Source organism: Collinsella sp. TF07-1, from assembly GCF_003437235.1.
Taxonomy (GTDB): Bacteria; Actinomycetota; Coriobacteriia; order Coriobacteriales; family Coriobacteriaceae; genus Collinsella.
On the sequence record NZ_QSRV01000002.1, the window covers coordinates 130,573 to 157,185 of the forward strand.

At 54.4% G+C, this 26,613-nt stretch carries 20 protein-coding genes; 3 read left to right on the forward strand and 17 right to left on the reverse strand.

Annotated features, from left to right (window positions below):
- Positions 1-7: 7 nt before the first annotated feature.
- From DXC67_RS01550 to DXC67_RS01565, 4 genes are all read right to left on the reverse strand, one after another.
- Positions 8-3,358, reverse strand: coding sequence for a CAP domain-containing protein (locus DXC67_RS01550; protein ID WP_117637088.1), 3,351 nt, complete (start codon positions 3,356-3,358; stop codon positions 8-10).
- A gap of 624 nt (positions 3,359-3,982) precedes the next feature.
- A complete protein-coding gene (locus tag DXC67_RS01555) occupies positions 3,983-5,752 on the reverse strand; it encodes an AAA family ATPase (RefSeq protein ID WP_158549337.1) in 1,770 nt (589 codons plus the stop codon).
- A 60-nt stretch (positions 5,753-5,812) separates the two neighbouring features.
- The gene (locus tag DXC67_RS01560) at positions 5,813-6,019 is read right to left on the reverse strand and encodes a hypothetical protein (RefSeq protein WP_117637090.1); all 207 of its coding nucleotides are present in this window, start codon (positions 6,017-6,019) and stop codon (positions 5,813-5,815) included.
- 44 nt (positions 6,020-6,063) lie between these two features.
- Positions 6,064-6,801 (reverse strand): hypothetical protein, encoded by a 738-nt coding sequence (locus tag DXC67_RS01565; RefSeq protein WP_117637091.1) that lies wholly within the window; start codon positions 6,799-6,801, stop codon positions 6,064-6,066.
- Between the two features lie 269 nt (positions 6,802-7,070).
- Between DXC67_RS01565 and DXC67_RS01570 the strand changes: the two genes are divergently transcribed.
- On the forward strand, positions 7,071-8,714 hold the full coding sequence (locus tag DXC67_RS01570; protein WP_117637092.1) for a hypothetical protein: 1,644 nt from the start codon (positions 7,071-7,073) through the stop codon (positions 8,712-8,714).
- A 71-nt stretch (positions 8,715-8,785) separates the two neighbouring features.
- Here DXC67_RS01570 and DXC67_RS01575 read toward each other — a convergent pair whose 3' ends face one another.
- From DXC67_RS01575 to DXC67_RS01595, 5 genes are all read right to left on the reverse strand, one after another.
- Complete coding sequence (locus DXC67_RS01575; protein ID WP_117637093.1) at positions 8,786-9,403, reverse strand: hypothetical protein; 618 nt, start codon at positions 9,401-9,403, stop codon at positions 8,786-8,788.
- A 171-nt stretch (positions 9,404-9,574) separates the two neighbouring features.
- Positions 9,575-10,399, reverse strand: coding sequence for a hypothetical protein (locus tag DXC67_RS01580; protein ID WP_117635629.1), 825 nt, complete (start codon positions 10,397-10,399; stop codon positions 9,575-9,577).
- Positions 10,400-10,501: 102 nt separating this feature from the next.
- Positions 10,502-10,807 carry a hypothetical protein gene (locus DXC67_RS01585; protein ID WP_117635630.1) on the reverse strand — a complete coding sequence of 102 codons (306 nt, stop codon included), beginning with the start codon at positions 10,805-10,807 and terminating at the stop codon, positions 10,502-10,504.
- Between the two features lie 130 nt (positions 10,808-10,937).
- Entirely contained in the window at positions 10,938-15,563 is a 4,626-nt protein-coding gene (locus DXC67_RS01590; RefSeq protein WP_117637094.1) for an ATP-binding protein, read from the reverse strand.
- The gene (locus DXC67_RS01595) at positions 15,550-16,734 is read right to left on the reverse strand and encodes a WYL domain-containing protein (RefSeq protein ID WP_117637095.1); all 1,185 of its coding nucleotides are present in this window, start codon (positions 16,732-16,734) and stop codon (positions 15,550-15,552) included. The genes DXC67_RS01590 and DXC67_RS01595 overlap by 14 nt, the downstream gene beginning before the upstream one ends.
- Before the next feature lie 176 nt (positions 16,735-16,910).
- Between DXC67_RS01595 and DXC67_RS01600 the strand changes: the two genes are divergently transcribed.
- Complete coding sequence (locus DXC67_RS01600; RefSeq protein ID WP_147327734.1) at positions 16,911-17,390, forward strand: type II restriction endonuclease; 480 nt, start codon at positions 16,911-16,913, stop codon at positions 17,388-17,390.
- Here the strand turns inward: DXC67_RS01600 and DXC67_RS10785 are convergent.
- The 6 genes from DXC67_RS10785 to DXC67_RS01630 form a co-directional block, all read right to left on the reverse strand.
- Positions 17,336-17,683, reverse strand: coding sequence for a DNA adenine methylase (locus DXC67_RS10785; protein WP_117637097.1), 348 nt, complete (start codon positions 17,681-17,683; stop codon positions 17,336-17,338). The two genes, DXC67_RS01600 and DXC67_RS10785, sit on opposite strands and share 55 nt — an antisense overlap.
- A gap of 295 nt (positions 17,684-17,978) precedes the next feature.
- The gene (locus tag DXC67_RS01610; protein WP_117635636.1) at positions 17,979-18,755 is read right to left on the reverse strand and encodes an HNH endonuclease; all 777 of its coding nucleotides are present in this window, start codon (positions 18,753-18,755) and stop codon (positions 17,979-17,981) included.
- Positions 18,756-18,833: 78 nt separating this feature from the next.
- Positions 18,834-19,661: a hypothetical protein gene (locus DXC67_RS01615; RefSeq protein WP_117637098.1), complete on the reverse strand. Its 828-nt coding sequence runs from the start codon at positions 19,659-19,661 to the stop codon at positions 18,834-18,836.
- A gap of 74 nt (positions 19,662-19,735) precedes the next feature.
- Positions 19,736-20,338 carry a ClpP family protease gene (locus DXC67_RS01620; RefSeq protein ID WP_117637099.1) on the reverse strand — a complete coding sequence of 201 codons (603 nt, stop codon included), beginning with the start codon at positions 20,336-20,338 and terminating at the stop codon, positions 19,736-19,738.
- 115 nt (positions 20,339-20,453) lie between these two features.
- Positions 20,454-21,938 carry a VirD4-like conjugal transfer protein, CD1115 family gene (locus tag DXC67_RS01625; RefSeq protein WP_158551265.1) on the reverse strand — a complete coding sequence of 495 codons (1,485 nt, stop codon included), beginning with the start codon at positions 21,936-21,938 and terminating at the stop codon, positions 20,454-20,456.
- 37 nt (positions 21,939-21,975) lie between these two features.
- Positions 21,976-22,893: a hypothetical protein gene (locus tag DXC67_RS01630; RefSeq protein WP_117637101.1), complete on the reverse strand. Its 918-nt coding sequence runs from the start codon at positions 22,891-22,893 to the stop codon at positions 21,976-21,978.
- A gap of 288 nt (positions 22,894-23,181) precedes the next feature.
- On the opposite strand from DXC67_RS01630, the gene DXC67_RS01635 reads away from it, so the two are divergent.
- The gene (locus DXC67_RS01635; protein WP_117637102.1) at positions 23,182-24,621 is read left to right on the forward strand and encodes a hypothetical protein; all 1,440 of its coding nucleotides are present in this window, start codon (positions 23,182-23,184) and stop codon (positions 24,619-24,621) included.
- A gap of 188 nt (positions 24,622-24,809) precedes the next feature.
- Here the strand turns inward: DXC67_RS01635 and DXC67_RS01640 are convergent, their stop codons facing one another.
- Entirely contained in the window at positions 24,810-25,583 is a 774-nt protein-coding gene (locus DXC67_RS01640; RefSeq protein ID WP_199410550.1) for a nucleotidyl transferase AbiEii/AbiGii toxin family protein, read from the reverse strand.
- Between the two features lie 18 nt (positions 25,584-25,601).
- The gene (locus DXC67_RS01645; protein ID WP_199408775.1) at positions 25,602-26,276 is read right to left on the reverse strand and encodes a type IV toxin-antitoxin system AbiEi family antitoxin domain-containing protein; all 675 of its coding nucleotides are present in this window, start codon (positions 26,274-26,276) and stop codon (positions 25,602-25,604) included.
- Between the last annotated feature and the right edge of the window lie 337 nt (positions 26,277-26,613).

The following is a 26,613-nucleotide window of genomic DNA, read 5'->3' on the forward strand; positions in this document are numbered from 1 at the left end:
CCTGTCCCTAACGGATCAGCTGGCGGCGCTTATCGGACAGGAATACGCCGGCGGCCACCAGGACCGTGCCGCCGATCACGAAGGTCTCACCCAGCAGCTCGGACGCATCGCCCGTGGCGGGCATCGCCGTCTGCCAAGTCGTGGCCTCGGTCTTTGCCTCCGCATGCTTGGCCTGGTACGTCACTTGCGTGACGGGCTGGGTCTGCTCGCCGTTTCCGCGGTCGGCGGCCTCTTGGCGAGCGATCTCGGCGTTAAGCTCGGCAATAGCCTGGTCGAGCTCGACCTTGGCGGCGGTGTAGTTGGCGAGCGCCTCCAAGTATGCCGGCGCCACGGCATCCGTCGCAGCCACGGCGTCATCGAGTTCGGCCTTGGCGGTCGCGGCACGCTCGGCGGCATCGTGGGCCGCAGCGATCTTGGCGTTAAGTACCTCGTCCGCATCGTCAGTGCTGCCGTTGACAATGGCTTCGGCAATATTGATTCTGCGCAGGCGGGCAACCGCGGCGGCAGAGGCGTCGCGCGCGACAGTCGCATCCACCACGGCATCGTCAGCCTCCACCACGTCATACTCGGCATCGCTCACGGCCATCGCCGCTGCATCGAGCGCGGCATCGGCAGTCGCTTTGTCCCCAGTGGCCTTGGCAAGTGCTGCGGCGGCATTCTTAAGCTGAGAGGCGCGGGCGGCAGCTGCATCAGATTTTGCCTGAGCCGTTGCCACGACGGCGTCGGCATCGCTTGCAGCCCGCTGCGCCATATCGAGCTCCACCTGAGTGGCAGCAGCATCGATGCCTGCCTGATCGGCATCGCCTTGGGTGGCAAGAAGTTCGGCCTCCGCCTCGCGCTGATTGGCACGCGCGCTTTCGAGTGCAGACGACGCCGCATCAAACGCACGCTGAGCAGCGGCGATATCGGCTGAGTACGCCGCTAGCTCATCCTGGGCCGCGGCAAGTGCATCCCGTTTGTCGCCAACACCGGCACGAGCGGCGTCCAGTGCGCGCTTGGCAGCAGCCACCTTGCCCTTGGCAATGTCGAGCTCGCCAGACTTGGCGGCCACGGCGTCCTGCGCTGCCGCAACAGCGGCGTTGGCAGCGCTCAAATCGGCGCGGGCATCGCTGACGGCACGCGCGGCGGCGTCAGCTGCAGCCTGCTTTTGCGCCACGGCAGCCTGGGCCTCCGAGGCCTTGGTTGCCGCGACATCAACGTTAGCGGCAGCGCGCTCAACCTGGGTTTGCTTTGCTGCAACGGCCTGCGATGCTGCACTCACCTTGCTGCCGGCATCGTCGGCAACGCCCTGCGCCACAGCAAGCTCCTTGCGTGCCGCATCCACGCCCTGCTCGGGATTTGCCAACGAGTCACACCACGCATTCAACGCAGCCTCATACTCTGCAACCGTCATCGGATTGAGGTTATACGGCTTATACCATTGACCAGAATATACAAATGTTTGCGCCTGTGTACTCCCGTACAGCGTCCCTCGCGTGCAAACGCCCATGCCCGTCACGGTGTAATCGGGGTTGATCACGTTGATGTAATGTCCGACCGAAGGGTTTGGTCCACCGTGCAGTGCGGCGTAGTTATCAATCTGGGAGCTATGCGCTGTATAGAAATCGTAAGCGGCCTTTCCCGTAAGGCCCGACGCGCCCAGCGAGGCGGCGGCAGCATCAAAGATGGCCTTCTCCTGATCGACCCACTGCTTAAACGGATTGCTTCCGTAGTTCCACGCCACATTCTCGCCCACGTTAAACTGCTGAGCGTGCGCGACCTTCGTATCGGAGAAGTTCGCGTCGGCGATGGCGGTCGCCATCATGGCATATGTCACCTTGAGCTCGCCTAGGCCAACGCTTGCGCGATACTCGTTGCACGCTTTGAGCCACACAACCGCCTGCTTCATATTGGTCAGGCTCGTCGCGTCGACTTCCTCGCCCACCTTGTTGTAGCCAGCGAGTTTGCAGTTGAGGATGATATCCGCCGCATCGTCGGCACCCACACTCTTAAAGAATGCGATGGCACCCTGGCGGTAGTTCTCCGCCGATGCATTCGCCGTTGCCTGAGCGGCATCGAGCTTTGCCTGGGCCTGAGCCACAGCCTGGTCGGCCTGCTGCTTTTGGGCCTTCGCCTGATCGAGCGCCTTGTCGGCAGCGTCTTTCTCGTCCTTGGCCGCCGAAAGCTTGGCCTGGGCATCGGCCAGCTCCGTGAGCGCACTGGCATGATCGGTCTTGGCCTGGTCAAGAGCGGCGTCGGCAGCGGTCTTGGCAGCAGCGGCGGCATCCAGCTTTGACTGGGCATCGGCAGCGGCCTGCTGCTGATCGGCAACTGCCTGCTGAGCAGTCTGAACCTCGCCCTCGGCGGCGGCAACGTCCTGCTCAGCGGCAGCAAGCTCGCTCTCGCACTTCGACTGCGCGGCCTTGGCGGCCGTCAGCGCTTCGGACGCAGCAGCCACCTTTGCCTTGGCGGCCTCGTACTCCGGGCCCGCGGCGCCCTGCTCGGCTCGATCCAGATCGGCCTTGGCCGCGTCATAGCTCGTCTGCGCGGCATCCACGTCCGCATCTGCCGCGGCCTTTGCCTGCTGAGCTGCCGAAAGCTTGCCCTGCGCGTCCTGCTGCTTGGCAGCGGCGGCAGTGGCAGCGTCTTGAGCATCCGAGAGCTTGGCCTGCGCATCAACGACCTGCTGCTTCGCCTGTTCCAGGTCACTCGCAGCCTGCCCTGCGGCAGCCTGGGCGGCAGCTACAGCCTCGGGCGTAGCATCGGATGCAGCAGCCTGTGCGGCCTCAAGCGCAGACTGGGCATCACGGGATGCCCTCTGGGCAGCAGTCAGGGCTTCATCCTTGTCCGCCAGCTCCTTCTTGGCAGCATCGAGCGCAGCCTGAGCGTCCTCAAACGCCTTGACATCCTGATCGGCCTTGTCCTGCGCAGCGCCCAGCTGCTTTTCCAGCTCGGCCGAAGCAGCGGAGGCCGCGCTATCGCTCGCACCGCGGGCCGCGTCATAGGCGCCCCGCGCCTGCTGCTGGTTGACGGCGGCAGCATCGTAGGGAGCGGCAGCCGCTTCCAGATCGGCCTTGGCGGTAGCAGCTTTAGCGCGCGCCGCATCAACTGCAGCCTGCAGGTCGGCGACCTTTTGCGCTGCAGACACGGCACCCGCGCCAGTACCGGCGGCCGCAGCGCTCGTCAGCGGCGACATCACCGCAGCCGTTGCGCCCGCGGCGCCAATGCCATCCGCACCCTGCGCCGCCGCGGTCAGAGGCGACAGCAGCGAGCCGCCCGTCATGGCAATCGTCGCCGCAGCAACCGTCGCCACGCGCCCAGCCGCCCTGGCCTTACCCAAGGCCTTGCCGTTCATGTCCTTGTTCATGTTCTTGCTCATTGCCGATTCCTTCCCACGGTGAGCCGTTGTTTGACACAGATAGTCGATCTAACTTGCCCCGCTAAAAAGAGGTGATAACGGGGTAATTAAATTGAGCGAATTGAATCGTGATGAAACTGATCTCCGCAAAAGCCAAACTCATAGTTCCGCTCGCGCTCAATCTCATCTAAATACTCGAGTTCTTCGCCGCATGGCTTCTCTTCATCTAGAAATACAAGCCCGTTCTCTGCGCGAGAACCGACAGTGCAACCAAGGATAGTCTCGAGATTAATGTAACTACTATTATCGTTGTTAAAGGAGAAACTGCTGGTGCTCATGCTCAAGTCCCGTCTACATAAACTCAAATTGCTGTGCTTGGCCTCATTTAGAGACCCCATCTCATACGCTATGACTGCAGTATATGCGCTCCGCTTGTATGTTGCAAGAACAATTTTATTTTTCTAACGCATATAACGGATGTTCATTTCTGTAAACCGCCTCGCTCTCCCCCGCCGCTCCCTCACTTGTTTTGTTACATGTGTTGAATACCATCCCGTACGGACAAAATCTCACGCAGGGCGGTTAAGACAGTGGCGTCCATGCCACCAGAGAAAATAGAAGAAAGGAAAGAGAAGCAGTCGGCGATTACTCGCACGAAGCGAGCAGCTTCTCAAGATCACACTCCAATGCCTCACGCTCCTCAACGTCCATCACTGCAAGGGCGACACGCATCAGGGACACCTCGGCGGCAAGCTCCTTAACCTGGTCGGGGCGTTTGCTAAAGTGGTCGTAAATCCGCAGGGCCTCCCCGGCCGCCAGGTACTGCCACTTTTCCAACGAAGGCTTTTCGGACCTGCTCATGGCATCGACCCACTCGCCAAGACCCTGAAAACCGTTGCCCGTAGTCGTGCCGTTCATAACCACATCGAGCGGGCTCAGCAAGCAATCGGGCGTTTTTTTGTACACCAATTTGGTGAGCGTAAGCACCTGGGCAAGGTTGCGATACTGTTCCTTGTCGGCATAGAGCACGTCGTTGTAGCAGGCGCAGGCCTTAAGCAGCTCGTGGGCGGCAATGCGCTCCGGCCCATCAAACGGAACGCCGCGCAACAACACCCCAGCAAGATCGAATGCCTTGCCGCCCTGCACGATCTTGTCGAGCGCCGAGCCGTCCACCAAATCCGCCAGCCAAGCAAACTCAGGCTGATACGGCTTATGCTCGTCCTCGTCCTCATGCTCCATCCAGTTGCTCACCAGCGCAAGGGCTTCAATCTCTCTCCCGTTCAGAAAGGGCGAATTCTTCCCCATCTCTTCCCGCAAAAATCCCCGCGGCTCATGAGAGTGCTCGTACGCAACCGCAAGCTCCCCGTCGCTCACGACCAAGGTCGCACGGGAAATATAGGTATCTTCCCGCATGTCCCTCCAGGCGTACATCATAAGGGGACGCAGCTGACGGAGCATGCCGCGCGCGCCGGCACCTTCCTTAACCGCGCGCTTCGCCGCAAGGCGAGCAGCATCTGCCATCAGCTCCATCTTGGCGCCATTTCCCATCATGTTGTTGTACTTGGGCAGGTACTGTTCATACGCAATCTGGACCAGATCGTCCACGCTCAAGGCGTTAAAGTTAATCACCGAGCCAATGCGCCCGCACAGCTCGGACATAATACCCCAAGTCTCAACATCCTCGATGGTCGCACTGTCTCGCAGCTCGTTTGCCGATTTTGCGGCGGTGCGCACGGCGGCATACGAGGATCCGAAGCCGACCGTGGTGCCAGACTTGTCACTCAGGCGCTTGCGCACCAGAGCATCCAAGCCCATAAAGGCGCCGCCCAAAATGCAAACAACCTGATCGAGGTTGAGCGTCTTAATAGCCGCACTCTTGGAGGTATCACATTCAAACGGCATCTCCCCGCCTTCCAAGAGCTTAAGGAACGACTGCGATGGACTAAAGCTCGATGCAACTTCGCCCCCATCGGGCTCGGCACGAACCGCCTTGTCAAACTCGTCAAAGAGCACCAAGCAAATTTCGCCGGGATTGGCAGCCTGATAGTCCGCGACCTGCGACAGGCAGTTGCTCATGCTGGCACCGCGCCAGCCCTCGCCCGTCATGGTGGAGACATCGAACACGAACAGTTTGAGCCCCGCGGCATCTGCCACGGCCTTGATGGTGTGGGTTTTTCCCGTGCCGGTGGAACCCATCACCAAAATGGCAGCGGGCGAAAGAACGTCGCGCGGGTCGGCGCCGCGTGCCAACATCACGCAGCGGTTGACCTCAAAGCTCAGCGCCGTCACAAAGGCCTCCAAGCTTCCTTCGTGGCCAATAACACTCTGACGCGTCTGCTCCACCAGACGCGTAGGCGCAATTCGATTGAGCAAGTCCTGGTAGCGATCGATGTTTCGATACTGCTTCTGAGTCATGGGCGCCTTCCTTTCCATATTGGTTTTCTTTCCTTCGATGTGGGCCGAGCCCTTAAACCACTACAGTGCCAGCGATGTCGCCGACTCCAGATAGATCACGTTGCCCGGCTGGGTAAAGACCGGAATGTGGTAGAGCAGCTGCAAAATGCCCTGCTTGAGCAGCGGAAACAGTGTGGGATGCAACACTTCGTACATCAGGGCACCAGCCATAAGAGCGGTAAGTACGGCAAGCAGCAGAAGCTTTTGAGCGTTAGAGAATACCGACATGGTCGTTCCTTTCTTTATGCGAGATATTTGGATTGCGTTGTGGGTTAGCGACTCATAGCGATGGCAATGCCAATAACCGTGATAACCACGGGGATCGCAAGCGATGCGAACACAATCCCGGCAAAAAGGCCTACCACCACCGCGCACACGACGATGACCAGTGCTGTGGGCACAAGCGCGAGCAGAGGAGTAACCACGCAGGCAGATGCAAAGCGAAGCCCGTGGAACAAGCACTCATGAGGGAATAAAGCCTTGAGAACTCCTTCGACAATTCGCCACTCGACAATCGTTCCGACTGTTAAGACAACAGCCCAAAGCAGATAATCATTGGCGCGGGAATCCGAAGCCATCTTTCCGGTAACGCCAGCCCACCAATCAAATGCGGCGGCACAGCCCAGCAAACAGACGATCGCGCAGACGACGGATGCAAATGCGCCCGCACCCTCAATTGCACCGAGCAGCTCGCACATGTCGGATTCGCGCTCTCCCGTTAACAGCACAATCCATTTGTGGGCAAGCGCCGCAACGACCGCCACGCCCAGCACAACCCAGTACGCCCTAAACGCCACCAGGCGCCACGAATGGAGCGGAATCACCGTGTTGCCCTCGCCAATCTCGAACATAAAGCCGCCGAGCCACGTCGTCAGCAAGCACATCATGTCGACGGCGACAACGTACAGCACAACCGCAAAGATGGTTTGCAGAATCATGCCGAAAATATTCACTGTTGTTGGCTTCTTGAGAGCGTCTGGCTCGATCCTATACGTGTCGTATCCGTTCATTAGCTGTCCTTTCGTTGCTGAAACAACTAGTTGGTTTATCCACTGTAGCTTGATACAACTAGGAGATATGCAAATCTCTTAGTGTTAGTATCTAGCGAAATATTACCCAATGCGTACGGCCTCATACGCACCATTCGATTTTTTTCTTTTTCATTTGAGTGCCCCGTCTGAAAAACGCCGCAACTGCTCTTCTTGTAGACTGAAGGCAATTGAGCCGCGACGGGCCAGTCAGCGAACCGCGCAATATAGGGAATATGCAGGAGGTGCGCATGCTCAAAACTAAAGCAGAATTTGCAACTCTTCGCTTAAACGAAGATCTCAAGCCATATATGAGCCGATATCTATCGGATCTTGTGTCTCATATGGTCGAGAAATATCAGCCTTCGTCGAGAACGAAAAGGCTCATTGAACTGTGCTGTCGCGATTTTGAGTTTTCGAGCGAGCACGTCGATGGCCCCTCGTGGTCTGTTTTGGGGATTGACCTCAAGCGACCTTCGGCCGCCTCGTTTGAGTTTGAGGACCGCGTTTACAACGAAGCAACCGACGAATGGGATTATGTGCCCGCTTGCGTTTGCAAAAACCGAGTCAAAGTCCCGACGTCGACGTTTACTGCCATCGAAGAGAATATCTTTTTATACGACTACGAGCAGGACGCAGCCTCTCACACGTACGAATCAGCACTCATTTACTGCAGGCCCCCCGAGCTACGACCGCTATCCCAATTCCCGGCATCTATCGATGCGGCAAATGCGCGAGTCCTGGATTTCCTCAGAACGCGCTCGAAGCAGCTGCAACGCAGCGCAGGCATCCCCGATCTGCTTTCGGTCACTGAGTGGTACTACATCTTTCTTGCGGCATCCATTGCCTGCTCTCAGTCCCATGCCACGGCCGTCATTCAGATTTCGGACCGTCTGTTCAATCTGGCGCGAGCCGTAGATGGACGTCGCCTTCTTTGTGACCTCGGCCTGCTAAAGAGCATTGTGCTTCTTCCCAACACCATTGCCAAAAAGGCCGAGGGTCGCGCGCTGCTCTTTATTGGCGACGGCGAGCCCAATGATCCGTATTTCCTTTTTGACGGCAGGAGCTTTGACGACAAGCAAATGACCGATGAGATTCTGCACCAGCTCCTCGATTCCGTCGACCGAGCCTACGGCGATCAAAAGAATCCAGTCTATTGGCATCGGCTCGAGGATCAGGGCAACGGCATCTATCCCCTATTACCCAATACAAAGAGCGGATCGTTCGACGAGAGAATGTTCATCCCCCTTGGGTCGCTAGCGCCAATCTACCGCGGCACCGCCCGCAGCGTTGTAACCAAACTGCCCGAATCAGATCCGACAGACAGTTACCAACAGCACGACTGCTACTACCTGTCGCTAAAGCATCTTCATGATGGCGCAATCATTGCCGCAGAAGATGTACTTGAGCGTGTCCCCGATACAGATATCTACGATGTAAGCCGTGTAGACTACGAAGATTTTCGGAAGGCCAAACCGATCGACGCCTGCGAGGCGAGCCTTCTCATATCACGCGTCGGGCCTCCATTCAAGCTTGCCCTCATCACGCCAGGCCACTTTTCTGTCGGTTCTGAGCGCCCCGTGGAGCGCGGTCTTTTGTTTGAGAGCATTGTCCCCTGCGACGCCATGTTCTGCGCTACCTTTGAGGACGAGCTGCTTGCCCAGTTTGTCCTGGCATACCTGTCGTCCGATGAGGGGCAGAAGAAACTGGCGGACACCTCGCACGGAGACGCGCTTGTGCAACTTGCCCCAATGGACCTGCGAAGCATGACCGTGCCTGTTCCCGGGCGAGCGGAGCAGGAGCGCTACGCGCTAGAGTACGAAGCAAAGCAGCGCGCCTACGAGGACGCCCTTAAGCAGGCGGAACATTACGCTGCGAGCAAGGGAACGATGTAGCGACCGAGATTGGCAGACTGTCCGGACTTTTCCGACGGCTTGTCAATCAGGCGCGCCATTCAGCGCGGCGGCTAGAAATTGTCATCGGACTTTGCGCTGGCTTTGGCTGCCTCTTCGCCCGCGATCAGGTCCCTAACCGTTATATGCGCACCGTACGTAGCATCCTCAATCTTTTCCATAACATCAGGGTCGCAAGTTCCCCAAATATCTTTAAGGACTCGAGCCAATCCCCAAGCGGCGCTGAGCAGGACGTCAACATCCTTTAGATCTAAGTGGCTGACCGCAAAGGGACAGTACTCGCGCTCCAGCAGATAGGTGTCAACGGCGCCAATTGCCTCAGCCACGTACCGCTCAAGATCGGGATGGGGATGGAAGGCGCACAGCGCCTTGTGCGGATCGGTCGGCTCAATCCAATACAGCGTTGTCGCATCCTCGCATTTCTCGAGCGGATAACGCTCAACCGCCTTCTCCCAACTTTCATACCAAGGATCGGCATCGCCGTCCGTCATTGACTTGCAAAGATCAATCGCCGCAGAAACAGTCGCACACGAATATCTATAGCTGGCGTCTTTCTTAAACTCATCATTGAGCTCGACATCGCCAGACAGCTCCGCCTCCATGATCAGGAACGGACCATCCTCATCCGTAACGCTCATGGGGTAGTTGTTGCACTCATAGTCCGGATACATTTTGTCTCCAATCAATCGTTCGGACACATTAATGACCAATATCGAAACCGCGCTCGCGCGGAGGGACGTCGTCCTCGCGCCAATCTGCAAGTTTTTCTCATCGCGTGAAAAGAACTTGCGATTTCTGCAAGTTCTTCTCACGCTGCGATAAGAACTCGCATGATCGCCCCGCTACCTGCGCCACGAGGCAGCAAGGATAATGGGAATCCCGGCAAGGCACACCACCAAGGCTACGGCCGCGAACGCAAGCGCGATGGCCACGCTCGCGACGACATAGGCCACGGCAATGAAGGCCAGCGCCAGCAGGCAGGCAAGCAGCTCGGCCACGTAGCACAACACCAGGTTCGAGCTCGCGCGCTTCAGCAGGACGTCGGCAAGGCGGACAAGCTCGACGGCAAAGCCGCTGCCGAAATTACGGCCAGGGCCCTTGGCAAGGAACCACTTGAACAGGCACATCAGGGCGCAGCCCAGCATGATCATGATGGAAACGGTCCATACATTGTGCCCCGACTCAACAAGGTTCTGGTCACCCATCGCGCTGCCGTTGATGAGCCAACTCGTTCCATAGCCCATGAACAGCATCGCCAGCAGCAGGCAGGCGCTTACCGCGGCAAGAGAGCGCGACACGCGCCTGCTGAACACCGGAGCTTTGCAGCTGAGCCCAAACCCCTCGCGAACGCGCCAGACGGCATGGTAGGCAGGGTAGGCCGCGATGAGCACGGCCACGAGCAGCGACGCCCAATCGGACCCGGGTGCCGCTGACGCGTACTCCGCGATCGCAGAAACTGAGCAGTTGGTGTGGAACGACTCGTTCAGAAACAGCGCGACCTCGCCCTTCCAAACACAAAACGGAGCGGCGACGGAGGCGATGCCGGCAACGGCAACCGCAGCAACGACAATAAGCGGTGCGCCCTGCACGAGCTTGACGACCTCGCCCTTGGCGGTGCGGGGTGAAGCTTCAACGGTGCTGGCCGAAATTTGGATAGAAGTGTTCATGATCTTCCTTTCAAAGAAGGCTACGTTCGCAAGCTAATGTAAGAAAACACTGTCTTCGAGGGATTGAACAAGACTGTTGCCCTCAGAGACAAACAAACGTTGCTATCGGCATATTGGCCGCTCGGGTACTTCATCATTACGCATCTGTAATTCATCAAATCGCAGGATCTCATTACGCTCAAGCAGAACAGATTGAATAAGCTCATGGACAGCGGCATTGCGGTAGCACAACGACTCCCACGTGGCCAACAAGCCGTCAACAACTCCCTTGTAAGCAACAGAGGAGTCCTCGAGCTCATAGGCAAGATCAATTGCCTCGTCAACTATCTGCCTCATCTGCAAAAGCGTGCACGTGAGATCCGCCTCACTCGACTCGTCGCAAATATAAATACAATCGGACTCAAGCATCTTTGAATCTCCCTTCGAACAACTGACACCTGCAGAATAGTGAAAAGAGATAAAAAGCAACCCGCAATCTACCGCTATATAGCGGTAGATTGCGGGTTAAACCATAAAGCGCACTTAGCCTTGGGCCAAATTACGACTTAGATTCAAATAGGTCGCATATCTCTTTGGCTTTCGCCAGGGGATACTGCGCGTAGTAGAATACGTCGCCGTTCTTTTCTCCGCACACAAAGACTGCGCCCAGCCCCAAGCCTTTAGCGGACGGAACTTTGCATTGTTGTACGCTCTCTTCGCCTTCATCGAAAAGTCGCAGATACCCTTGTTCCATCAGAATAGTGTTGGCATCTTCAGCCCTAATCCCTGAGCCACCCTCTCTCAGTATTTTCGAAATCGAGGCATAGCCCTTAGCGCTTGCCTGATCCATTGAGTAACAGACCGGCAAACGCTCGGCCCCCGCAAAAGCCGCTTCGTAAGCAATACCCTCTCGCATGATTTCCACACTCTTATGACCAGATTCATCAAGCTGAAAAGCAACGAAAAGGCATCGAAGCGCCAGCCAGACCTCGCCCGCGCTAACCATCTCTTTTCGGTCGGTGTGACAGGCGCTATTACGAAATTCAGTAAATCGACCCAGTGTTTCGCCGAGTGTCCTCCACCAGTCCCCCTTTGACGCCTGCGTCAATTCAGCATTTTCAACTCGAACAGAGGATGCCAGTAGCTCACTCTTTTTTTCAATTAACCTTTTGTATTGACCGAGGTTAAGGCCCTCAAGCTCCTTGAGTGGCTTTCTTGCAACAACATAATCGGGAGCAATGGCCTTCAAGGTCGGCAGCAATTTCAAACGCAAGTATCTCTCCGCCGCACGGCAGAACATTAGCAGGCAAAATGCGCAATCTGAATCGCTATCGGTGCCAACACTGCCAATGCCAAATATCTTGCACAGAAGAAGCCCCTGCTCGATATTCTCAAGCACCCTATTTTTGCCATTTTGGTCGCACTCGCAATCAGCGAATGCGCTTTGAAGAGCTTCGCGCGAAGAAAAGCCTATGATTCGACAGTCTTCTGCATCCAGATTAAAGCTTTTGAACGCTTCGCCCACGTTGTCCAAATAGGAATCGGTGTTTACATCAGGGCACCAAACATCTTTATTGTCATCTTTCTTGTCGTCTTCATTGATATGTTCCTCGTCCGCGCCAGCTGTCTCCCTTGGAAGAGATTCTCCTCGCGGCAGCATATCCTTGGCTGCATTGAGTTCCTCAATAGCGCCGGTTTTCTGGTAATTTTCCCAATGCACAACCCATGCCGTATCGAGAATGCGCTTCATCGTTGCAACGTTCTCGTTAATCTTCCACGCTGCATAGTCGGCAATTACGTAGAGGCGATACTTGGCTCGGCTTGCCGCAACATTCACGATATTTGGGTTTACAAACTTGATTGCGCCCTCACAACTGCGCCTTGTATCACACCCCAAGACAAATACCACTTGATGGGCTTCTTTACCTTGGAACGTATGAACCGTACCAATATTATGCTTTGCGAAATATTGCCATGCATCTTTGTCAGCCACTTCAGTCCTAGCACTTAACAGCCGGTCCTGAAGCCCCCTGACAACGGTTTTAAACGGAGAAATAATATAGAGACTTGGAATAACAATTCCCTCGGACTTGCCCGATTCGCAAGCTTTTTTCTCAGCCGTAGCTACGGCCTTATCAAAAGCGTCCTTGACAATCTCGAACACTCTATCGCCCTGGGCATCAACATAATGATCGCGATTGCCACGTTCAAATCCCGTAACATTGATCCACTGTGAGGACTTTAGATAAAAGCTGTCAGCGAGATCCTTTTTTGGGCTAGCCGTCTCGTTAAGCATGGAGCCCTGATACGAGATCTCATTTGAAATATCGAACATGGGTGATATGCAGCGACGGTGAACCACAAGCGGGCAGCCAATCCATTGATCATCCTCGCCGTTGCTGCGCAGGTGGCCATAGGGGTTAACGGCGTCGGCAAGTCGCTGGACCGAAGCCATATCCCCCTTATAAGGTAGTAATACTTTTTTACCGAGGACAGCGCGGAGCTCCTTAACATCCCCTGTGATCACAGGCTCAATCTGAGAGGGGTCACCGACAATCATTGCACGTCGACTGCGAGCAAGGGCGCCCAAAGCAGCATACGGCACCGCCTGTCCCGCCTCATCTATTATCAGCAGGCCAAATAAAGGGTCTTTCCCAATCTGAATGTCCTCAAACATGCGGCCAATCGACGCAAACGTGGAAGAAATCACTGGGGTAAGCAAACTGAGCGTCTGAAAGAGCGCAGGGGCCATACTCCTTCTATCGGCTTGCGTGAACTCTATTAACTCCTTTTTACCAGAATCGACGCCCTTGTCTTTGGCTCCCCAGTATGTTCGTAGAAGCGCAATGTTATTCCGCATACATTTTGATTCAAGGATGAACTCGCGTGTCACCTGCAATGCATAGAGAAATAGCAGGTTGCGGTCCTTTTTTAGGTCAGGGTCATCGGATGGATTATATAGATGAGTCTTTTTTCGGCTTTCGCTATCCCCCTTTGAGATGCACTCGACAAAATGCCCATTAATCGTCTCAACAGATTCAGCACCATCAACTCTGTTGCGCTTTTGACCTTGGATCTTCACCCACAAAGAGGATAGTTCCTTCTTTTCATTCTCTAGTTTTTCGTATTTGTTCTCGAATTTCGTACGCAGCGCAACAAGCCTCTGGTCCGGTGCGGTTTGCAGCATAAAGGAATCGAGCTTCTCGCGGCTATCGGACAAACGGCCCCTATTGAAGATGCTCCCGATCAGCCCACTGGCCTTTTCTTCCGCATCGCGCAATTCTGCTTCAAGCCCATTCCTTCTCGCCTCATAATCAGCAGTATCCTTCGCAATGTCATCAAGATATTTCCGGACATCACCTGCGGAACTGCCTTCAAAAGGACGAGACAGACATACCGTTTCGGTTGTCAGTTCTTCAACTATCTCTCGCTCGTCCTTTTGACACCTACAATTCAATTGGGACAAATGCTTCTTGCGGTTCAGAAGTTCGCGCTCCCCGGCTGCTTGCTCCTCCATTCTGTTGAATCGATCGGTTATCTTTTTGTATTGAGCAAGAAACAGCTTCTTCGCCTCAGAAAACCGTCCGCCCTTTCCCAGCCCGCCGTTAAACTGCAGCGAAGAAAGCTCGCAATCTCTGAAGTTATTAATATTCCTACGGTTTCCCAGACATGCCGCAACCATAAGCCCAGGATGCGTAGGGTCGCGAAGATTGCCTTTATTGTCAACGAGCGCCGAAGAGAAATAGAGATCATCCACCGGTTTCTGCTCGTTTTTCTTTCCCCAAACAATGTTGGACAAATCTGACTCTAGAAACTCCTTTTTCTCAGATTCGTCAATACCCTCCAAAAAGGCCTTCCCATCAGGAAGCTCTTTGGCGATGTTCTCAACTGCTGCATTGTTTGTCGAGCAGACCAAGATGCTGAGACTTTTTATCGCATCTCCCGTTCTGCCCTCTTTGAAGCGATAAGGATTCTTGGCGTACTTGAGATACCGTTTGCTAAGTTCTACCTCTTCGAAGGCGTCATCGGGCTTGTCATATTCGCACAGCAGACGGGCTTTTTCGACAACGTTAGCCGCAACGATATCCTTGAGCAGGGTTGTTTTTCCCGTGCCCGGAGGACCGTTAACCGACATAACGTCGTTTGCCGGGTATTTGCGTGTCGAACCGCCACGACCAACCGCAAGATTTACCGCCACTTGTTGCATCAAACTCAAGGAGTATTTACTCGGCCAGCGACCGATAGGTGTAGCGCCGGCTCCCAACACTTCAGAAAAGAAGTCTGCACGATCAGCCAGATCTTCATCGTCTTCGCCGTCCAGAAGATCGATCTCTCCGCAGGCAGATTCATTCCTCAAGCCACCTTCAAGGTATGCGGCGACAAGAGACAGCGATCCCTCACGAAGATCGTCGAAAGACCCTGACTTGTTGCACAGCTCATTTATCATGGAAATGTCTTTTGCGAAAAATGAGTGACAGAGTGATTGGTCGAACGTTGGACACGCATCGTCCCCGCTGTCCTTTGGCTTCATTGCTCTATATTCGACAAGCAGCCTTGAACACCACTCGCTGATACGTTTAGCCCCGTCACCGTCGGGAAGGCAGCTGGCTATCCCCTTAATCATTGGCCGGACGCAACTATTGACAATGCCCCTAATGACACCATATGTCAGCTTTGTTCCAACGAGTTCTTGATTGAGCTTCTTGCAAATATCGTCCTGCTCTTTCTCAAAGCTACCGATGGCATTTAGGCTATTCCCGACGTTCCTCTTCAACCACCAAAATAAGGAGGACAACTCGAAGCTGACAAATTGACCATCAGGACTCACACCTAATAGTGCAACCGTCATGCACTCATCCTCTTTTTCGATTTCATTCCCCGGTTTTTCTGCAAGATAAGTCATGACCGCTTCGCGTGGAACGGAGCCCAGGTGACAATAAATCGTTGAGATCGGCCAGTTTTCGCCGTTTGTGACACTATCCGTACGCTCTCTCGCTTCTTCAGAAGGCGTCCTTAGCTCCTGGTCGTCCCGCTCTTCAGGGACAAAGCAGTCATCAAGCATTCCTTTTCTGGGCCTAGGCGGGTCCTTTTTCTCTTCGGGTTGGTCGCCTTGGCTCAAAAAATCAAGCAAATACCAGTAATCTAACGCATCGCCAATTGCTTGCTTTTTCTCAGCAGGGGTCATTTGAATCAGTCCTCGCACTCACATAGATACATTTATGTCCAATAATGTCCACAACGTCATCGCGCAATTTCTTTGGTTGAAGTATCTCAAACACATCGAGCCACTTCATTGCCCATGTTTTCATGCCATCATACGACGCCATAAACGAATACTCTGGATTTGGATGCCCGTCCTGTGTCTCGCGCCGAAACCCATCGTTTCCGGCAAATTCGGCTAAAAGATACTTCTCCTTTGCTTGGTTATGACACCTTACGTGAACCGTAACGATGTCGTCACTAAACATCCTGTTCACGCCAGCACAAGAGAACCTTTTTGCTTCTTCGGCCATCGCCTCAAAATGACCTTTTGCATCGTCCGATGGTCCAGCAATGGTTATATCCCGCAGGCTATCAACTCGAATTGCGTCAAAAGACCTCGCGGCACCCTTGTGGCCCACAAACAGGTAGTAGTAGCCATCGTGCATACATAGATGATATGGCGTATGACTATGCAATCGCCCCTTATCAGAAGTTCGAAAGCGGACTCTCTGCCTTTGGCTAATGGCCTTTTCCAATAACTTCAAATTTGCAAGCGTTGCTTCCATATTTGCAATTCTGCCGCTTTTGAGCAGAGCATTTTCTTGAGCCAAACGATCTTCGATCTGCCGTCTTTCTTCGCCGCACAGTAGGCGAAGAACTGCATGCTCAAGTACGTCGGCTCCACCCACGCCCGTAGAGGCTTCAATGAGACGGCACAGATGCTCAATTTGCGCACTATCAATTTGACGCTCTATGCTGTACAGGCGCTTCGCATTTTTAGGTGCAGATTCCCCATCGCCATTCGTCAGCCGCTCGCCCTTACAAGCCAATCGACTTGCAATCACCGTGTAGAACGGATTCAGACAACTGTTGTCGAGATCGATACTATTCATCTCGGTTAACGGACTGGCGCCCGCATTATTGCAGAGCGAAGGCTTTTTTGATCCAGAATCAACAAGTGCGTTCAATACGCCCTGCACTGTGTCGCGCTTAACTTCATAGCCATAACGGGCTTTAAGCTCCGCCATTATGTCAGAAACGCTCAACCCTTTGCCAAGCCCAGCATCAGTTTCCTCCAATAGGATACGCTCGACATATATCGCCAGCTCCTTTGGATATGCTCGGTGATTTCCCTGGATTTTCGGTTGAACCATAGCCGCCTCCAATCTGAACAATCAACATTTTACTCAGTCGATATGACCAAGAGATTGAAAGTGCCGCTATTTAACGGTGAACGGCGAAGCCATCCATAAAGGGCTCCGCCGTTCACAAATAGATTAGCACAACTCGTATACGACGTAATGACTGTTAGGGCGCACTCGCAGCAAACTTGAATCACCTTGATTGGCAACCTCGAGCAGAGCCGAAGGCGACCGAATGCATCCTTGTTTTTATTCATTGGCGAGCTACAATCAACGCAAACCGACCCATCGATATTTCTCTGCAGGCATCGATTGAAATAGAGACAACAATGTTTGATTTAATTAGCGAATTCAATAAAACTGTAGCCGAGCATAATGTCGATTGGGTTGCTAAGGGATTTGCTTTTCGCGACGAAACCATCTATCCAATCGGATATGACACGAAACTGCTCGGAAGAATTTTCGAGATGCTTACCGAGCCGTTGCTCAAGGAGATTGCCGACGACTTCGGGTTTACGCTAACGACCCCAGACAAACAAAACTACTATCCGGACTTTGTACTAACCCCTCAAAACGAAGAGGGGAATCGAATTGCTGTCGATGTCAAATCAACTTATCGAAAGCACCTAAAGAGAGGAGGCATTGCTCCATATAAACTTACCTCGTAGTAGTATTCCGCTCCACCAGTACGCAACATCACAGATTCGCGTTCAAGGTATTCCCGCATAGACTCTGATGTTATTTCATGCCGCTGCACGCTTCTATAAAAATCAATAATGTGTTGATTGCGATCACCGACCACCGCTCTCTGTGGACAAACGTTAAATAGCACAACCCCGCTCCCCAAAAACGGCTCGTACCATATCCCCTGCTGCTTATCCCAGTTTATTGTCTCCTCAATGAAGGGGACTAGCTTCGTTTTAATTCCCTGGCATTTAATGGGGGGAACAATTACCGACATCAAACCTCCGATGCGCCGTCCATGTTCAGACTCAAGGATTTTAGTTTAGACGCTAGCTGGGACACAACACACGTTGCGCACATCAATATCCCTTTCCTCAACCCAAGAATCGGCAGCGAAGCATGGCACGCACCCCCATATCCATCGTTAAGCCAAATAAAGCCAATACTCTTCGAAAATCATTCCTAATAATTAATAACGACCCTCAAATACTAAAAATGTCTCCGGATAACGAGGACGCTTAAGCAACGTCTTAACAACAATCGCTTTCAACTCGGGCTTTCCATACGGACCCCTACCCCTTAAACACCATATCGTTGTGATATTCAATAAACTCAGCTCTTGGGGCGAATCGTTTCGGAAGCGTAATCGGCTCTCCGTTGTAGCGCCACAAGTACTCGTCCTCAGGAGTTTCGTGCTCGACCACGCTAGACACCACTATCTTTAGGTCCTTCGTAATGGTGATTAGTCCCCGGTCGAACGCTTTATCGTGCAATGCGTTCAAAAGCAAGCCGTTGTCGGGCGCGAGTCGCTCCGTCTTTGGATCAGAGACTTTCCAGGGCTTGATATGGCTAGCAACCAACAGAGCCTTGTTCGTTAGCCCCGTCAAGCAGCATCTTGAATCGTAATTGACGAGCAGGGTATTTCGAAAGAACTCCTGGTTCACCCGCATCGAAACAATTGCCTCGCGCTCCTTGCCCTCTGGCAAATCAAAGCCGATCGTCTCTTTCAGCTCATCACTTAGCGGTTCTTTAAAATCGAAACGGTTGAGGAAAACCTCAGTCGCCTCCTCGACAAGCTCATCACCAGCAGAGGAATACTCAGCCCAAACCATCTTGTCCATTTTGCTTGCATGGGTCATTCCAACCTTGCCGCGAGCACGTCGACGCTCATCGAATGATGCAAGGTTCCAGATTTTTAGAGCAACCGCGCCCGGCGTTCTGCCAATGGCCTTAGCTAGCGCCTGGACATCCTCGTTTGTATCATCAACCTTTTTCGATGGTAGGGCGAGGTACAGAAACAGAGCCGCAAGGGTTTCTTCCCTCGACCATTTGCTTCCACGACCAGCCATGATTGCTCCTCGCCCGCGCACCGCTCACGTAATAGGTCCAGGATAATCCCGCGGGGGACCGCGGCCGCCGCCTTTTTCTCATTCGTCGGTGAATGATTGAAACAACGGCACCTCCCTGCGCTCCTCATACCCTCGCTCAAGTTTCTTCCCAAGCTCGGCAGCGCAGCGCTTCGTTTCCTTAGAAAACAGGTCATCGATAGCCCTGTCGATTCGCGTGCAAGTCTGCCGGTGCTCGTTCTTCCAGGGCAGGTTGAGTCCCAAACTCGCATCCCAATAGCCGCCGAGTTTGGCGTTGATCACTTCCTCGGGATACAGCACGTCGCGGCGAATCCCTTCGATCGCCTCGTCCTCGTCCATATCACAGGCTGTCTCGCCCTGCACGAGGCACTTGCGCAGCTCCTTTTGCGCCCGGATGCTGTTCAGCATGCGAACGCACACCACGGCCAAAAAGCGGTAGCGCTCGCACAGGTCCCACTCGCCGCCGAGCCATACGCGATAGCCCAGCATTTCGCTCGCGGACTCATCATCCATCAAGATCAATTCCCACGGACGTACTTTGGCGAGCACATCCTCACCTAGCATTTGAACGCCGCCGCGTGTAAAGATGCACGGCTCCACGTCGTAATAGCCAAAGCCGTGGCCTGCACCACGACGATTGATGACGTGCTTGGGCAGCAGGACGATATTGTCGCTGGGCTCGGGGTCAACCTTGCGCAGCTTTTTGACCTTGCGGCGGGCGCGCTTTAAGCTGCGCTCGTTATCGACACGGCCGCAGCCGCCCGGCTTGCCGCCGTATCGCAGGGCAACCTCGCGTGCCAGGATCTTTGTGTCCGCAGCGCACAGCAGGTCGCTCACGGTGGGCAGATCTTCCCACTCAATACCGTCGACATCCCAAATCCTGCTCATGTTCAACCTCTTTCTGGCTGTTCAACTACGTGCTCATTCGCCCTGTTTAACGTGCTTGTAAGGCATGCGCCCCACTAGAGCGCTTTCTTGCTGGGCGCAATCACTTCGTCCACCAGGCCCAGTTCTAGGGCGCGTTTGGCGTTACACCAGCAGTCGCGCTCGGTGAGCTCATGGAACTCCTGAGCGCTCAGGTTGCCGTGCTCGGCCAGTAGCTCGTCCAGCTCGGCACGCATGGCTGCCGCATGCTGGGCCACAATCTCGATATCGGTCTGCTGCGCCATGCCCGTGCCGCCCATTAGCTGGTGAATGAGCACCTGCGTGTGGCGGTACACCTGGCGGTGGTCGCCGCAGGCCAAGATCACCGCGGCCATCGAGGCCACGACGCCCTCACCCACCGTGATCACGGGGCAATCGAGCGACTGCATGGTGTCGATGAGCGCCAGCCCCGCCGTAACGCTGCCGCCCGGGCTATTGATGATGAGGGTGATGGGCTCGGCCGCGCTTTGATGTTCCAGCACCAGCATGGACTTAATAAGGCCGTTGCAGGTCACATCGTTGACCTCGCCCTCCAGCAGCAGCACGCGGCTGTTAAGCAGCTCGCTTGCCATATCGACGGCGGCAACGCGGCCGTCCTTGGACTTCTTGATGATGCTGGGCTCACGATACATAACGGACATGGCAATTCCCTTCTAAACGGAATCGGTAAGGAGGCAAAAACTGGACCGCACGGCTTACGGCTAACGGAAGCCGTGCGACAAAATATGCAAGATGGGATACACAAAGCTGCAGGGACTAATCCCTTAGCCACTTAGCTGCATTGGGATGGTCGTCGCAATAGTACTTCTTGGCGCGGAAGGGACGCATGCCGGTCACCTTGACCAGGCAATCGGTGCGAGGCATAAGCCCAACCTCGCCTGGGGTCATCACGCAACCGCGCACATCTACGGCAGTGCGCTCGGCGCCCACGTACTTGGTGCCCAAAACCGACTCGCCACACAGTTCGCTTATGTAGTTCTGCGTCGCGATGTTGCTGCCGCCACCCATATAGACCAAGCTATCGCAGTTATCGAGGATGGTAAGCGCCGTTGATTTGCCGTACACGACATCGAGCTGGCTCAGCGATTGCGCACACATCAAAAAGCTAATGCCGCGACTGCGCACGGTCGCAATGCTGCGCTCAAAATCGGGGATGCGTCCCACATTGGGAAACTCATCGAGCACAAACTGCACGCGACGCTGCAAATGGCCGCTGGGGCTGGCATCGGCACGGCGCTGGGCAAGGTTAAACAGCTGCTTAAGGGCAACGTTCGCAAGCCATGCATTAGCCGAATCGTTGTCGCTCACTTTAAGATCGATCACGCGCTTGCCCTCGTCAATACGATCAAGACGCATCTCGTCATTCTCAAAAACGCGCATGAGCTGAGGCGTCTTAAGCCGCGAGATAGTTGCATTGAGCGTGATCAGAATACTCTTAAGCGTCCTATCTGCCGCACCTCGAAAATCGCGATACTGCTCAACGCCATACAGATCAGCGTTCTCCGCACCATACTTATCGAGAAACTCCCTGGACTCTACCTCTTCTACAAGGTAGTCCAACGGGAATCGCCCCTCACCATCTCCCGTAACCTTGATGAGCGCAGCCAGTTTAAAGACGTTGTTCATCTTAAGGTAGCGGCGCGGAGCCTCAGGATCCCCGCCTGGCGCAAATGTGCCAGCAAGGCACTCCAGGAGGAACAGGATTCCAACAATCGCTCGAAGCAGCAGGTCGTTCGCGTTGTCCCAAAACGGGTCGTTCCTAAAGCTGCGCCTGTCAGGATCGATCCCCTCCATGATTGCCGCCACCGTGGTGGGGATATCCTCGACATCCATCACGTAGCGCAGGGGATCGTACCCGGACGACTGCTCGGGATTGATGGTGTCGAGAACCGTTACCTCGTAGCCGTCCTCTTCAAAGCCTTTTCCCGTGCGGCGCAGTAACTCGCCCTTGGTGTCTGTGACCACATAGCAGCACTCGTGGTGGTTGAGCAGGTTGGGCAAAACGAAACTCGCTGTTTTGCCGCTACCAGTACCGCCAAAGGCAAAAACATTGTTGGACACGCTTGTCTCCCAGTGCTTGTCGCCCTCGTAGAAAGCCACCGTGGCACCTTGCGCCAAGATCACATCGCGCTGCTCATCGCCGGATGACAGCGCCTGCATCTCCTCCTTAGTCGCCCACTTCTTGGTCTGATACTCCGTTTGCTGCGCGGCCTCGTAGCCGTACATCTTGATGACTGACATGGCGTGGCTCCTTTCTTGTCCGTGACGTTGGTGGTTGTTAAGCAATGCGATCGACACCGTCGTCCTCATTGAGCTGTGCCGAGCGCGACGACTTGGTCGCGTGGCCGATCAGGCGCTCGGCCTGCGCCAGATAACTCTCGCGAGCAGCAGTTGAAACCGTCCCGTCGCGCAGATACGCAAGCAATGCATTAATCATCAGCTTGTCGAGCAGGTCGTATCCCTTGGCCCGAGCGCAGTTGAGGAGGTAGCGGTCCTGAAGCCCCCGTACCTTAGTTGCCAAATCGATTTCCATCTTTTCCTCCATGTAATAAAAAGTGTGTCGTTCGTCCAAAAGTGCCTCAAACGGGCGTTTGACGCATAACTCAAAGTTGAAACGCGGACTCGTATCGAACACGCGTCGTTGCACCTTGAGGTAGCGCTTATAAAACATGACGGCATCATCTTCATCCGCCGTAAAGCCACGCGATCCATCGCGGTGCAGCCGGTCGTAAGGCTTTTTGCTATCGATATGGCGCACGAATGGGGACGGAATATAGGCATCCTTCTTGACGTTGTACTTCATCCCTGTCGTAACCTGCTCAAACAAGAGAACGCCAGCTGACTTAAAAGCCGCATTACATCCATGCCTAAACATGCTCACCACGGCTGCCACGCTGCCCATGCAGCTATCGCGCGGGGAAAAATACAGCGAAAGCAAAGCGAGCGTCGCAGCAGTCAAAAGCTCGCGGGCCTCGTGTACATCGGCTCGATACTGCTCGGGCACCAGCCCGGGAATATCGGGCGAGCGCTCTTCCAGCACGCCAACGAGCGATTTAGCCAGGCGCTCGACGTTCTTCTCGCCGCAGTACGGACACGGAAGTGGCAGCTCTGCCTTCCTGTTCACTTCGCACATACCGCGGAGATCCTCGTCGATCGCACTGAGGAATGCCTCGTAAATACTGTCCCGTTTCTTCATGAATGCTTCTTTCTATCCGGTTTCAGGTGGTTGATGTAAGTCTGTTCTAAGTTCTAGAATGTTCTGACGCTAGAACGATGATTATTGATCTAACCTGTAGTTTCATAAGTGAAATCATCCTGCTCGATTGCTTAGTTTGCCTAAAGGCTACAAAGCGAATGTATCAAGCAATTGCTATTGAGTTGGCTTTGGATTGCTTCGAGGATAGCACAGCGTGCTGTTCTCGTCATTAGAAATTTTAATATTTTTCTGCTAATATAAACCCACTGAGAAGAAAGGGCTCTATACATGCGTGAAACTACATCATCATTGCCACGCCTCACCGCCGCCGCCCTCTCGCGCGCGCTTAACCTGGAACAAGGCAGTCGCCTGCTCACTGTCCGTCTGCCTGGCGCTGTGGATGCCGAAGATCTCGCTAAGTGCTTTACCCTAAACGGTAACGGCGTGCCCGATATTTGTGAGCTTGAACCCGGAAAGCAGAATGCAAGCGATGATGATGCAGCGCCGGTGTTTGTCGATGCATCAAACTACTACCGCGCAAATAAGCACGATATCGAAAAAGACAGTGCCGCGCTCATCGATTATTTGGAGCCTGGCTACCTTGATTTTTGCGACTGGGGTCCTTTTATTTGGTGCCTGTATGCTCTCGCCCTTTCGGGCCGCACTCGAGCAGCCGTGGTACTTCCCGCCGATTTACTTGATAAAGCTGAACAAGCACGCACGATTTTGATACGCGAAGGGCTCATCGAGAGCGTCGTTTATTTGCCACTTTCCGAGCCCAGGCCCTACATGACAAGCGCGCTCCTCATACTGTCTTCAGGAAATCGCAGCGTTGCATTTCGCAGCGCAATTGAGCCCGGACCGCGTTTTCAATATGTGACTAAAACATCGTATTACTCTGATATCACCTTTTCTATCTCTCCTGACTGGGCCCGCATTGATACCAATACGCCAAGATCGACGCCAATCGAAACGTCCACTTTTGCCACGCGCGAGCTGCTCCAACACCACGCCGCTCTCTCAAAAGGCAAAATCAGCCTCATCGCCATCACCCGAAACTTCAGCGCCACACTCGGTGACTATTTTACGCGAGTCGCGCCATTCATGCCCCGCGAGAGCACGACATCGAACGACATTGACGCAGTCGAGGTGCGCCGAATCTCATCTCAAGATTTTCAGGACGGCAATCTTCTGCCCGTAGATGCTGTAGAGAGTGCAAATGGCTCGGATTCCAAAATCGTAAAGGTGAACCCCAGCGTTCTCGATCGATATGAGCTCCGCGCTGGAGATATCGTCATGCCACGCATGCTGGGTCGCTACGGCGCGTCCAACCTGCTCGTCGTCAGCGCCGATGACGCGAAGCAACACCTGGTTGCTTCGCATAACACCACCGTCATTCGCCCGTTGTTCCAAACGATGACCGAAGAGGAGCGCGTAGTGTTTTCGGAGATAATCGTTGGATACCTTACCGAAGGCCATGGGGCGAAGCTGATTCAAGCATTAACTGAAGCAGCCAGCATCCGCGCCATCCGCCCTACCGACCTGTTCGAGATCGAAGTCCCGCCAGCGCTCGACCCGCGCACGCGCGAGTACAGCGAATCCATCAATCGCTTTGCCGAGGTCGTAGAAGCAAAGAAACAAGCCGAGACCGCTGTCGCCCAAGCCCAGCGCAACCTCGAAACCGCAAAGAAGGCCGTCACTCAGGTGGTCGACCAGGCCTGCGAATAGCGCATAGGCAGTAGAAACGTCTTAAGCCGGCGACAGGAACTAATTCTGCCGCCCGCCGGCTTAACTATCTAGCCTATTCCCATCCCGTGGTCTGAGGATTCCATTTGCACACATTCGCCGAATGATTAAAGCACGGTGTATACAACCGATTGACGACCTCTTCTGCCCCAGCAATGTTCCCCGCGAGATCAAGTACCCCCCGCCTGCCTCGCCATCTTTACGTACTGTGCAGAACCATTTTGTTTCCACCAGAGAGGCGCCACGAACTCTTCCGGCATTGCCACTTTGCGGGCAGACGCTTCTTTCTCGACCCTCTCGACAAGCGTAGCCCCATCGACGAAGCAAGTTTTCGCGTACACCAAGATGTCGACTATATCCTTGATTCGCGATGAAGCACGGCCCTCATGCATCTCTATCATTGCGAGCAATTTATCTGCAAGGGCACTCTCCACTCGGCATACTCGATAGTCGCAGACTGGGAGCCCCTCGATATTCAGACGATCGATCGGCGCAAGAACCTCAGGCTCAAGTCCCCGCACTTCATCAATTACCAAGTCAATTGAAATTGGCTGTAGCTTCTTGGTTCCCATAAAGGGGGTGAACCACACCTTCGCACCGCACCGATACTCATCTTCTTCTTTGATTTGCTCTGCACGATCAAAGACGAACGAAACAAAATCCTCCAGATCAATCGAAGCAGCCTGCACCAGATCGACAATAGCCTCTTCGAGACTCTCCTCTTGAGCAACCAAGTCAATATCTCTTGTGACACGTGCATCGAGTGTTCGCGCCAGGACGCTTTGACCGCCCTTGAGCACAAAGCTGCCGTCATCTTCTGAAAAAACGCGACATAGGAAGCGATGAAAGTAGAAACCGACGATTGCCCGATTAGTATCCATTGGTGATTCTCTTGCGGCATTCCTAACAGCCATCTCCAATGCGGCAGGCGTTTTGTACTTCACCATGTCCTCCGTTTCGCATTACCCGTTCAGTACCATCAGCAAAGGCGCCATCAGCTCGCGTCGTTTGGCGGTTTTAGAGTTCTCCTCTACAAGATCCTTCAGCCGTTGTATATCGAGTCCACGTCCAAGCGCGTCGTGATAGGCATCGATAATTAATGAGGGATCCTCGCAATCGAGGCAAAGATCGACAAGCGTGCGCTCGGGTTTAGTTACCGGCAGGCCGTCGAGCCAAACGATGTCCCGCTCAGCAATCTCGCGCTTTACAAAAGAAAGGGATTCGTTTCTTGTATTGATACGCATGGGCGCGGTCATCCTGTAGGGGGACAGATAGAAATCGCCCATTTGCTGCAGGTTCGCCGCTGTCGTACCGCTCACGGCGATGCCATCCCACTGACGTTTTCTCTCCCACGCGCAAAGGGAGGGATTGGTGAGCTTCCAAAAGGCGTTGAGTTCGTCGGTGTCTCGGCGCTGCGTTCCAGACATCCGGTAGGCGCCGTGGCATATCCGTTCAAGACGCCCTGCGCGGCATGAGTGCGCCAGCGCATCTCGAGAGATGTCCATGCGAGCCGCCTGGGCTGTGGTGAACACGCCCTCGCTCTCGGAAAGCTCGCTTATCGCCGCTATGTTGCTAAAGTACTTCATGCTGCAATTGTAGGATATTTTCATACTTTTGCAACGTGATTTTTGATCCATTAGATCCGTTTGCCTTGTTTACCCCATTTCTGACGCCGTTTTGTACCGGCACCCCATCCCCCGCTATTGAGGTCTAATACTTTTCCGCGAAGTGAACGGCTGTTTTTGGACCCCTGAAACATCCGCATTTTTCGGCGGCAAAATCGTGGGATTTCAGCATTGAAACCGCAGGAAGCGGCACCTCTAAAGTGTCGATGCTTCGGGGGTCCGTTTTCACTCATTCACTTCTCGGAAAAGTATTAGACCTCGCTATCAGCTATCCCAAAGATCAGACCGCCCCTCCTTCACGCCACGCAAAACCTGCCTTTTCTGCCCCTGCCCGCCTCCGCACCACCCA